The organism is Bradyrhizobium sp. 31Argb, assembly GCF_043638955.1.
In the GTDB taxonomy this organism is placed as follows: Bacteria; Pseudomonadota; Alphaproteobacteria; order Rhizobiales; family Xanthobacteraceae; genus Bradyrhizobium.
Genome location: NZ_JBEGDB010000280.1, coordinates 1 through 10415, shown reverse-complemented (window position 1 = coordinate 10415; position 10415 = coordinate 1). Strand labels below are relative to the sequence as shown.

General features: G+C 64.1%; 9 protein-coding genes and 1 pseudogene. 9 read left to right on the top strand and 1 reads right to left on the bottom strand.

Annotated elements, in window-relative coordinates; translation table 11 throughout:
• Nucleotides 1–72: 72 nt before the first annotated feature.
• The 3 genes and pseudogenes from AAFX91_RS34105 to AAFX91_RS34095 all read left to right on the top strand — a co-directional run.
• Nucleotides 73–1563, top strand: a pseudogene (locus AAFX91_RS34105) (bifunctional metallophosphatase/5'-nucleotidase); the annotation flags it as partial.
• A 198-nt stretch (nucleotides 1564–1761) separates the two neighbouring features.
• The gene (locus AAFX91_RS34100) at nucleotides 1762–2688 is read left to right on the top strand and encodes a histone deacetylase family protein (RefSeq protein ID WP_130582749.1); all 927 of its coding nucleotides are present in this window, start codon (nucleotides 1762–1764) and stop codon (nucleotides 2686–2688) included.
• A gap of 87 nt (nucleotides 2689–2775) precedes the next feature.
• Nucleotides 2776–3045: an exodeoxyribonuclease VII small subunit gene (locus tag AAFX91_RS34095; protein WP_028168306.1), complete on the top strand. Its 270-nt coding sequence runs from the start codon at nucleotides 2776–2778 to the stop codon at nucleotides 3043–3045.
• A gap of 20 nt (nucleotides 3046–3065) precedes the next feature.
• On the opposite strand, the gene AAFX91_RS34090 is transcribed toward AAFX91_RS34095, so the two are convergent.
• The gene (locus tag AAFX91_RS34090) at nucleotides 3066–3311 is read right to left on the bottom strand and encodes a hypothetical protein (RefSeq protein ID WP_130582750.1); all 246 of its coding nucleotides are present in this window, start codon (nucleotides 3309–3311) and stop codon (nucleotides 3066–3068) included.
• A gap of 204 nt (nucleotides 3312–3515) precedes the next feature.
• On the opposite strand from AAFX91_RS34090, the gene AAFX91_RS34085 reads away from it, so the two are divergent.
• From AAFX91_RS34085 to AAFX91_RS34060, 6 genes are all read left to right on the top strand, one after another.
• The gene (locus AAFX91_RS34085) at nucleotides 3516–4808 is read left to right on the top strand and encodes a hypothetical protein (RefSeq protein WP_394569488.1); all 1293 of its coding nucleotides are present in this window, start codon (nucleotides 3516–3518) and stop codon (nucleotides 4806–4808) included.
• A gap of 355 nt (nucleotides 4809–5163) precedes the next feature.
• Entirely contained in the window at nucleotides 5164–7089 is a 1926-nt protein-coding gene (dxs, locus tag AAFX91_RS34080; RefSeq protein WP_130582752.1) for a 1-deoxy-D-xylulose-5-phosphate synthase, read from the top strand.
• 25 nt (nucleotides 7090–7114) lie between these two features.
• Nucleotides 7115–7675 carry a nucleoside 2-deoxyribosyltransferase gene (locus AAFX91_RS34075; protein WP_130582753.1) on the top strand — a complete coding sequence of 187 codons (561 nt, stop codon included), beginning with the start codon at nucleotides 7115–7117 and terminating at the stop codon, nucleotides 7673–7675.
• A 5-nt stretch (nucleotides 7676–7680) separates the two neighbouring features.
• Nucleotides 7681–8433 carry a TlyA family RNA methyltransferase gene (locus AAFX91_RS34070; protein WP_394569487.1) on the top strand — a complete coding sequence of 251 codons (753 nt, stop codon included), beginning with the start codon at nucleotides 7681–7683 and terminating at the stop codon, nucleotides 8431–8433.
• The gene (locus tag AAFX91_RS34065; RefSeq protein ID WP_394569486.1) at nucleotides 8426–9670 is read left to right on the top strand and encodes a class I SAM-dependent RNA methyltransferase; all 1245 of its coding nucleotides are present in this window, start codon (nucleotides 8426–8428) and stop codon (nucleotides 9668–9670) included. The genes AAFX91_RS34070 and AAFX91_RS34065 overlap by 8 nt, the downstream gene beginning before the upstream one ends.
• Nucleotides 9671–10010: 340 nt before the next feature.
• A partial coding sequence (locus AAFX91_RS34060) for a transposase (protein WP_394569485.1) occupies nucleotides 10011–10415 on the top strand: 405 nt, incomplete at its 3' end.

Sequence of the window (10415 nt, the reverse complement as noted above, 5' to 3'; positions counted from 1 at the left end):
AATCACCCCGATCGGGCAATCCAAAGCATTCCGCGCAAGTCAAGGCCGGGCACGGCGATCCTCTCGTGACGCTCACAGAAGATCGTCGTGCCCGCCGGCGGTGCCGAGCACATGGCGACCCTGGTGCGGCAGCTCCGCGAGGGACACAAGAACACGATCTTCGTCGCCGCAGGCGACCTGATCGGCGCGAGCCCATTTCTGTCGGCGATGTTCCATGACGAGCCGACCATCGAGTCGCTGTCGATGATGGGGCTCGAGGTCGCCTCCGTCGGCAACCACGAATTCGACGAGGGCATGGACGAACTGCGGCGGATGCAGATGGGCGGCTGCCATCCGACCGAGAAGTGCCGCGGTCCTCATCCCTTCCCCGGCGCCAAATTCCATTATCTCGCCGCGAGCACCTTCGAGAAGGCCTCCGGCAAGACCGTGTTCCCGCCCTACGAGATCAGACAGTTCGAGAGCATCCAGGTCGCGTTCATCGGGCTGACGCTGAAGGGCACGCCGAATATCATCTCGCCGGCGAGCGCCGCCGGCCTCGAATTCCGCGACGAAGCCGAGACGGTGAATGCGCTCATTCCGGAATTGAAGGCGCGCGGCGTCGAGGCGATCGTGGTGCTGATCCATGAAGGCGGCGTGCCGACCGGCGACTACAACGAATGCCCCGGCATCTCCGGCCCGATCGTCGACATCGTGAAGAAGTTTGATCGCGCGGTCGACGTCGTGATCTCCGGCCACACCCACCAGGCCTATGTCTGCGACATCGACGGCCGGCTTGTCACCTCCGGCGACAAATACGGCACGCTGGTCACCGCGATTGACCTCAAGCTCGATCCCAAGACCCGCGACGTCATCAGCGCCAAGGCCGAGAACACCATCGTCCGCAGCCAGACGCTGGCCAAGGACGCGAGCCAGACCGCGCTGATCGAGGCCTATGACCGGCTGGCCGCACCGATCGCCAACCGTCCGGCAGGCTCGGTGACGGAAACGCTGTCGCGCGTGCCGAACCAGGCAGGCGAAAGCGCGCTCGGTGACATCATCGCCGACGCCCAGCTCGCCGCGACGAGTTCGCCGGAAAAAGGCGGCGCGGTGATCGCCTTCACCAATCCGGGCGGCGTGCGCACCGATATTGCGCGGAGAGAGGACGGCGCCGTGACCTATGCCGACCTGTTCTCGAGCCAGCCGTTCCGCAACCAGCTCATCACGCTGACCCTCACCGGCAAGCAGATCAAGGACGCGCTCGAGCAGCAATGGCTTGACCCGAAGCGGCCGCGGATCCTGCAGGTGTCGAAAGGATTCGCTTACGCATGGGATGCGGGCAAGGGCGACGGCGAGCGCATCATCGCCGAGAAGATGACGCTGAACGGCGCGCCGATCGACCCCGCCGCGACCTATCGGGTGACGGTCAACAATTTCCTGTCGCTCGGCGGCGACGGCTTCACGGTCCTGAAAGAAGGTCAGGCGCCGCTAACCGGCCCCTATGATGTCGATGCCCTCCAGGCCTATTTCCAGGCGAACAGCCCGGTCAGGCCCACGCCGGGCAACCGAATCCAGCGGATCAACTAACCTAAAGGCCCGTAGCCCGGGTGGAGCGCAGCGCAACCCGGGAAAGCCTGCACGATGAGCCGTATGCCGCGCCAAGACCCCGGGTTGCGCTTCGCTCCACCCGAGCTACAAGGCGACGGAGGGCTTTCGCGGTGGGCACTGAGCGCCTAAATAGGGCGTTACTCGCAAGAACGCGCAGCGAATGCGCCGGAAACCTGCATGACCCTTCTTCTGACGCATTCCGCCTGCCTCGACCACCTGACACCATCAGGCCATCCCGAACGCCCCGACCGGTTGCGTGCGGTCGCCGAGGTGCTTGGCGAAGAGCGGTTCGCACCGCTTGCACGCGGCGAAGCGCCGGAAGGCGGCCTCGATTCCGTCATGCTCTGCCATGGCGAGCTTTACGTCGGCGAGCTCCGCCACATCGCTCCGACCTCCGGCCTGGTTTACATCGATGGCGACACCTCGATGTCGCCAGGCACTTGGGAAGCGGTGATGCGCGGCGTAGGCGGCGCGGTTGCGGCCACGGATGCGGTGATGTCGAGCGAACATCCGAATGCTTTCGTCGCGGTTCGGCCGCCCGGCCACCATGCCGAAGCCAGCCGTCCGATGGGCTTCTGCTTCTTCGACAATGCCGCGATCGCCGCGCGCCACGCGCAGCGCAAGTTCGGCATCGGCCGCGTCGCCGTGGTCGATTTCGACGTTCATCACGGCAATGGCACCCAGGATATCTTCTGGGCCGATCCGACCGTGATGTATTGCTCGACGCACCAGATGCCGCTGTTTCCGGGCACCGGCAGCCGCGGCGAGCGCGGCGAGCACGACACCATCGTCAATGCGCCGCTCGCGCCCGAAGATGGCGGCACGCAATTCCGCTCGGCGTTCGACAATTTGATCCTGCCGCAGCTCGAAAAATTCGGCCCCGAGCTCGTCATCATCTCCGCTGGCTTCGACGCGCATTACCGCGATCCGCTCGCCTCGCTCAACCTGAGGGCCGACGACTTCGGCTGGGTGACAAGCAAGCTTCTGGATCTCGCCGACCGGCACGCCGGCGGACGGGTGGTCTCCGTGCTCGAAGGCGGCTATGATCTGCAGGGATTGAAAGAGTCGGTGGCCGCGCATGTCACCGCATTGATGGGCGCGTAAATCGACGCCACAATACTTCCGCAGAGAATTGCTTGATTCTGCGCTGAGAACGGCGCAGCCGAAAAACGCGAATGGGAACGCGAGTAAATGGCAGAAAACACCACTCAAGTCGAAAATAACAAAGTCGACGTCAAGAAGCTCTCCTTCGAACGCGCGATGGAGGAACTTGAATCGATCGTCAAACGGCTTGAGGACGGCAAGGTGCCACTTGAGGAATCGGTCGCCATTTATGAACGCGGCGAGGCGCTGAAGCGCCGCTGCGAGGAATTATTGCGGCAGGCCGAGGCGCGCGTCGACAAGATCACGACCGATGCCAGCGGCCAGGCTACGGGAACCGAGCCGCTCGACGTGCAATAAGCAGATCACCGCGGGAGCCCTCATAGAGAGGTGAACATCCTGAGGCGGTCCTGGTAATCTTCCTCCGATTCTCCGGGGACACGGTCCATCTCATAATGTTCCAAACTGAAAGGCGGCATCTCAGACGCCCTTTCGTGGAACACCTCGATGTACTCGGCATGGCGACGTACAAGGCTTTCGATGAGGGTCTTCACGTCGATACTATCGAGAGCGGCAGTTCGCCTCGCCGCCTCGTAGGTTTCATCGCTGATTTCGATCGTATGCATCCGACAATCCTGTTCGCATCCCGCCAATATAGCTGCGAACAGGGAGACTTTGGAGGTCATTCTCATCAGGAGTGGCGAGCCTCTCCGCGCAACAGTGGAGAACAATAAGCGGATTTGCCGCGGTTCTTCCCCACAAGAGGACCGAAATAGCTCTTGGCGCATCGCGCTGGCTGCTATAGTCCCAACCTCATCTGGGGACAGTAAGTGCGCGTTCGGCACCGCCATATCATCTATATCCAGGGATACGATCCGCGCGGCTTGGCGCAGTACTACCGCATGTTCAGGACCGAACTGCGGAAATTCAGCCGTCTCTACCAGCTATCGGCCACCATGAGCCGGCCGAAGGTCGCCGACGATGACGAGATCGCGTCCTGGACCATCGAGACCAAGGCGGCCGACTGGCAGACCCGCACGTCCTACGATTTCCTGCGGTTCGAGGATTTCATCCAGCGCGACCTCGCCGCCCCGATCTGGCGCACCGTGTTTCATGCCCTCTGGATCTACTGGGGGCTGGTCTTCACCGGCACGATCGCGCGGTTCACGCGGGCGAACTGGCGTTTCACGGCGTTCATCACCTATCCGCATGTCGTGCTGCTGCTGGAAGCCTTGTGCGCTGCGGCAGTTGCTTTCGTGTTCGAAAAGGGCCTCAACGCGATCGGCCTCCCCGATCTCTTCAGTGTTGCCGCGGCAACCGCGATCTTCGTGGCCGTGCTCGGCACCATGCTGAAATACACCGAAAACAACACTTACGTGCTCTATCTCCTGTCGGACACGATCTGGACCTGGGAGTTCTCGCATCGACGACGTCCGGAGTGGGACGAGCGCATCGACCGTTTTGCGCGGCACCTCGTCAACGTGGCGCGCACGAGCGACGCCGACGAGATCGTGCTGGTCGGCCACAGCTCGGGATCGTTCCTGGGCACCGAGATTCTTGCGCGAGCGCTGAGGCTCGACCCGTCATTGGGCCGTCACGGCCCCCGCGTGGTGCTGTTCACCATCGGCGGCAATCTTCCGATCGTGGGCTTTCACAAGGTATCGCAGGATTTTCGCGACCATTTGCGGCAATTGGCGCAGGAACCTTCGATCGAATGGATCGATTGCCAGGCCCGCAAGGATGTCATGAACTTCTACCAGTTCGATCCGATCTCGAGTCACGGCATCGAACTCGGCGATACCAGGCGCAATCCGACCATAGTGCCGATCCGCTTCCGCGACATCGTCAAGCCGGAGCACTACAATACCTTCCGCTGGCAGTTCTTCCGGGTGCATTTTCAGTTCGTGATGGCCAATCAGCGCCCGCACCCATACGATTTCTTCATGATCGTATGCGGTCCGGTGCCGCTGAAGGAGCGGATGGCGTTCCCGGAGGCCGCCCTGGAGGTTGGCGATCCGGCTACCCGCGAGCGGGCCTGGCGCCGGATCGAGATGTGCGGCGCGGAGGACACGGCTAGCGGGAATTTGCTAGCGCTGGAACCTTCCGCCCGCCGGCACGGTTAAAAACCCTAGACTTTTCAATTCCCCCGCTTGGGGTCCCCGGGAACCCGGTGGCTGGGCGGCTTGGCTTTGCCGATGGCTTTGGTGTAAAGCTTGCCGTTCTATGGCTGTTTGGGGGCAGCTTGCCGCAGATTTGGCGGCAGCGAATACCTTCGAAAGGCTGACGAAAATGACCGGGACGGATGCAGTTACCAGCGTGATGCATATCACATGGTTCGATCCGGGGTGCATCTAGGCTTTCAAATCAGGCGCCGACCTGCCAAGGCGGCAACTGGCGTCTGGACTCTCACGGCGCAATCGATGCGCCCCCATCTCCGGTCGGGCCGCTGGCCCTGACCTCAAGAACTGGAATATCGCTGTGACCACATACAGTAAGACGCCGCTTCTCGACACGATCCGCACGCCCGACGACCTGCGCCGGCTCAAGGTCGAGCAGTTGCACCAGGTTGCCGACGAACTCCGCCAGGAGACCATCGACGCGGTTTCCGTGACCGGGGGCCATTTCGGAGCAGGTTTGGGCGTGGTCGAGCTGACGACCGCGATCCATTACATCTTCGACACGCCGCGCGACCGGCTGATCTGGGACGTCGGCCACCAGGCCTATCCGCACAAGATCCTGACCGGCCGGCGCGACCGCATCCGCACGCTCCGCACCGGCGGCGGCCTGTCCGGCTTCACCAAGCGCAGCGAGAGCGACTACGATCCGTTCGGCGCCGCCCATTCCTCGACCTCGATCTCCGCCGGCCTCGGCATGGCGGTGGCGCGCGATCTCTCCGGCGGCACCAACAATGTGATCGCCGTGATCGGCGACGGCGCGATGTCGGCGGGCATGGCCTATGAGGCCATGAACAATGCCGGCGCCATGAACTCGCGCCTGATCGTGATCCTGAACGACAACGACATGTCGATCGCCCCGCCGGTCGGTGCGATGAGCGCCTATCTGTCGCGGCTCTATTCCGGCAAGACCTACCGCTCGCTGCGCGAGGCGGCCAAGCAGATCAACAAGCATCTGCCGAAGGTGCTGGCCAACCGCGCCAACCGCGTCGAGGAATATTCCCGCGGCTTCATGATGGACGGCGGTACGCTGTTCGAGGAACTCGGCTTCTATTATGTCGGCCCGATCGACGGCCATAACCTCGACCATCTGCTGCCCGTCTTGAAGAATGTCCGCGACATGGACACCGGCCCGATCCTGGTCCACGTCGTGACGCAGAAGGGCAAGGGCTATCCGCCGGCGGAAGCTTCCGCCGACAAGTACCACGCCGTGGTCAAGTTCGACGTCGCCACCGGCACCCAAGCCAAGGCCAAGCCGAATGCGCCGGCCTACCAGAACGTGTTCGGCCAGAGCCTCGTCAAGGAAGCCCAGAAGGACGACAAGGTCGTCGGCATCACCGCCGCGATGCCGTCCGGCACCGGCATCGACATCTTCAACAAGACGTTCCCGAACCGCACCTTCGACGTCGGCATCGCCGAGCAGCATGCCGTGACCTTCGCAGCCGGCCTCGCCGCCGAAGGCTACAAGCCGTTCTGCGCGATCTACTCGACCTTCCTGCAGCGCGGCTACGACCAGGTGGTCCATGACGTCGCGATCCAGAGCCTGCCGGTCCGCTTCGCGATCGACCGCGCGGGCCTCGTCGGCGCCGACGGCGCCACCCATGCCGGCTCGTTCGACAACGCCTATCTCGGCTGCCTGCCGAACTTCGTCATCATGGCGGCCTCCGACGAGGCCGAGCTCGTGCACATGGTCGCAACGCAGGTGGCGATCAACGACCGCCCGAGCGCGTTGCGCTATCCGCGCGGCGAAGGCCGCGGCGTCGAAATGCCCGAAGTCGGCATTCCCCTCGAGATCGGCAAGGGCCGCATCATCCGCCAAGGCAAGAAGGTCGCCCTGCTCTCCTTCGGCACCCGCCTCGCCGAGTGCGAGAAGGCCGCCGACGAGCTGGCGGCGCACGGCCTCTCCGCCACGATCGCAGATGCGCGCTTCATGAAGCCGCTCGACGAAGAGATGATCCTGAAGCTTGCACGCGAGCATGAGATCCTGATCGCGATCGAGGAAGGTTCGATCGGCGGCTTCGGCTCGCATGTGATGCAGCTCCTCGCCGAGCACGGCATGCTCGACGGCGGTCTGCGCATGCGTTCGATGGTGCTGCCCGACGTGTTCCTCGATCACGACACGCCGGCGGCGATGTATGCCCACGCAGGCCTCGACGCCAAGAGCATCGTCGCCAAGGTGTTCGAGACCCTCGGCAAGGATTTCAAGACCGAGACCGTCAAGCTCGCCTGACCTCAGGCTTCCCGCGGATTCCGCGATGAAGATCTATCTGGCAGGTCCTGACGTGTTCCTGCCGGATGCGATTGAGATCGGACGGCGCAAGGCTGAACTTTGCGCGCGTCACGGTCTGAATGGGCTCTATCCGCTCGACAACGCGGTCGATCTGTCGGCGCCCGATGCGTCCCTCGTCATCTTCAAGGGCAACGAAGCGATGATGGAGGCAGCCGATGCCATCATCGCCAATTTGACGCCGTTTCGTGGCCCCAGTGCCGACGCAGGCACCGTCTATGAGCTCGGCTACATGGCGGGGCGCGGCAAATTGTGCTTCGGCTATTCCAACGACCCCGCGTCATATGCAACTCGCGTGGCGCGCCTATATGAAGTGACGACGTTGCCCGACGGCCGCTTGGCCGATGGACAAGGCCTCACTGTGGAAGAGTTTGGCTTGCCCGACAATCTGATGATGATGCACGCCCTCGACCTGCACGGCTGCCCGCTCGTGACGCCGAAGGCTGCGCCTGCGGATATCTGGCACGACCTCACCTGCTTCGAGGCCTGCGTCCGCCTTGCCGCGGACCATGGGCGAAGGACGGGTTGAAGCTGATGAAGAAGAGTGAAAGCGAGCAGCCCCCGCGCAAGCGCGCGGATGTGCTGCTGGTCGAGCGCGGCCTGTTCGAGAGCCGGGCGCGGGCGCGGGCCGCGATCGAAGCCGGGCTCGTGATCGCCGACGGCAAGCAGGTGGCGAAACCCTCCGATACGCTTGCGGCTGACGCCACGCTGTCGGCGGAGCCTGCGCACCCCTATGTCTCGCGCGGCGGCGTGAAGCTGGCCGGCGCGCTGGAGCAATATCCTGTAGACATCGAGGGTCACGTCTGCCTCGATGTCGGCGCCTCGACCGGCGGCTTCACCGAGGTGCTGCTCGCCAACGGCGCAAGCCTGGTGTTTGCGATCGATGTCGGGCACGGCCAATTGCATCCGTCGCTGCGCGGCCATCCGAGGATTGTCTCGATGGAAGAGACCGATATCCGCTCCTTCGAGGGCAAGCGCCTGCCGGCGCGGCCGGATGTCGTCGTCATCGACGTCAGCTTCATCTCGCTGAAGCTGGTATTGCCGGTGGCGCTGTCGCTGGCGGCAGCGCCGATGCACCTGCTCGCGCTGATCAAGCCGCAATTCGAGGCGCAGCGAAAGCATCTCAAGCACGGCATCATCCGCAACGCCATGGTGCATCAGGAAATCTGCGACGACATCGCAGCCTTTGCGGCGGCGCAGGGCTGCACGGATATCCAGGTCTTTCCGTCCCCGATCACCGGCGGCGACGGCAACATCGAATTCTTCCTCGGCGCGCGCCGTGGCTGAACGGCTGTTGATCGACCATGTCGGCCATCGTGGCGACGGTGTCGCGATGGAGGGCGGCCAGGCGATCTACGTTCCTTACGCGCTCGCCGGCGAGGCGGTCGAGGTTGCCACCGTCCCCGGCCATCCCGACCGGCGTCGGCTGCTCCAGGTCGAACGCGCCAGTCCCGAGCGCATCACGCCGTTCTGCCCGCATTTCGGGATTTGCGGCGGCTGCGCGATCCAGCACTGGGATAATGAAAGCTACCGTGCCTGGAAGCGCGACCTCGTCGTCGAGGCGCTGGCGCAGGCCAAGGTTGCGGCCGAGGTCGCCCCGCTGATCGACGCCCACGGCCTCGGGCGCCGCCGCATCACGCTTCACGCGCGGATGGGCACGCATGAAGTGCTCAAGGTCGGCTTCGCCGCGGCAAGCTCGCACGACATCATCCCCGTCGATCGTTGTCCGATCCTCGATCCCGGCTTGAGCGGCGCGCTCGACGCTGCCTGGGCGATCGCCGAGCCGTTGATCTCGATGGGCAAGCCGCTCGACATCCAGGTGACCTCGACCCTCAATGGTCTCGATGTCGACGTTCGCGGCTCGGGCGCCCTGCCCTCGACGATGATCGCCGCACTGTCGCGCATCGCCGAACAGCATCGCCTGGCGCGGCTGACACGGCATGGCGAGTTGGTGCTGATGCGCGCGCCTCCCGCGGTGACGATCGGAACGGCCGAGGTGATCCTGCCGCCGGGCTCGTTCCTGCAAGCGACCGTCGCCGGCGAGGAGACCTTGGCGCGGCTCGTCGGCGATCACTGCCAGCGCGCCAAGCATATCGCCGACCTGTTCTGCGGTGTCGGCCCATTCGCCCTGCGCCTGGCGGCGAAATCGCGGATCGCCGCCTTCGACAGCGACGCCGGCGCGGTTGCGAGCCTGCAGAAAGCCGCAACCTCGACGGCGGGCTTGAAGCCGGTCAAGGCCGAGCCGCGCGACCTGTTCCGCCGCCCGCTGGTGCCGCAGGAATTGCGCGACTTTGACGCGGTCGTGTTCGATCCGCCGCGCCAAGGCGCGCAGGCGCAGGCAACGCAGCTTGCCGCAAGCAAGGTGCCCACCGTGGTCGCGGTGTCCTGCAACGCCGCGACCTTCGCCCGCGACGCCAAGATCCTGATCGACGGCGGCTACACGATCGAAGGCGTCACCCCTGTCGACCAGTTCCGCCACACACCGCACGTCGAGCTCGTCGCACGGTTCACACGCAAGCGCTGACAGCAGTAGCCAAATCGCATCACGCTTGGAGATGCCAGTTGATGTGCCCTCGCCCCTTGTGGGAGAGGGCAGCTCCGATGCCAGCCAAGAACTCGTTTGGGTGAGGGGTTCTCTCCACGGGCCCGCTCGCTCGTGGAGAGGACCCCTTGTATCTGCACGGCCATGATCTGTGCGATGGAAGCGACTTAGCACCTTGGCCGGTGGCCACCGGCCAAGGTGCGTGGCGAAGTCGCCCGTTACCCCTCCGGCCACAACCGTGGATGAGCTCTGGGATCTTCGCCATGTCACGCACGACCGAACAGTCGCTTGAGTTCCGATCGCATGGACAAGGCAGGTTACCGTGAAGAAGACGATTTGTGGAGTGGACGTTTCGAAAGCCACGCTCGATGTCTGCATCGAACCCGGGCATCGGTTTGCGAGCTTCAATAACGATCCGGCGGGCATTGCAGAACTGGCCGCGTTCTGTCGTGAACACGCGGTCACGCTGGTGGTGATGGAGGCCAGCGGCGGCTACGAGCGAGGAGCATTCGTCGAGCTCTGGGGGAGGAATATCAGCTGTGCGCTGACCAACCCCCGCAGTGTTCGCCGCTATGCCGAGGCGATGGGCATTCTGGAGAAGACCGACCGGATCGATTGCTCGGTGATCGCCCGCTTCGCCCACGCCAAGGACCTGGCTCCGACCGCGCTGCCGAGCCAGGCCCAGCAGCGCCTGAAGGCCCTGGTAACAAGGCTCAGGCAGGTCACC

Bases quoted from the DNA above. Each gene is read 5' to 3' on its own strand.
- AAFX91_RS34070 (WP_394569487.1), top strand. From the start codon at position 7,681: ATGAAGAAGAGTGAAAGCGAGCAGCCCCCGCGCAAGCGCGCGGATGTG.
- AAFX91_RS34090 (WP_130582750.1), bottom strand. From the start codon at position 3,311: ATGCATACGATCGAAATCAGCGATGAAACCTACGAGGCGGCGAGGCGA.
- AAFX91_RS34075 (WP_130582753.1), top strand. From the start codon at position 7,115: ATGAAGATCTATCTGGCAGGTCCTGACGTGTTCCTGCCGGATGCGATT.
- AAFX91_RS34095 (WP_028168306.1), top strand. From the start codon at position 2,776: ATGGCAGAAAACACCACTCAAGTCGAAAATAACAAAGTCGACGTCAAG.
- AAFX91_RS34100 (WP_130582749.1), top strand. From the start codon at position 1,762: ATGACCCTTCTTCTGACGCATTCCGCCTGCCTCGACCACCTGACACCA.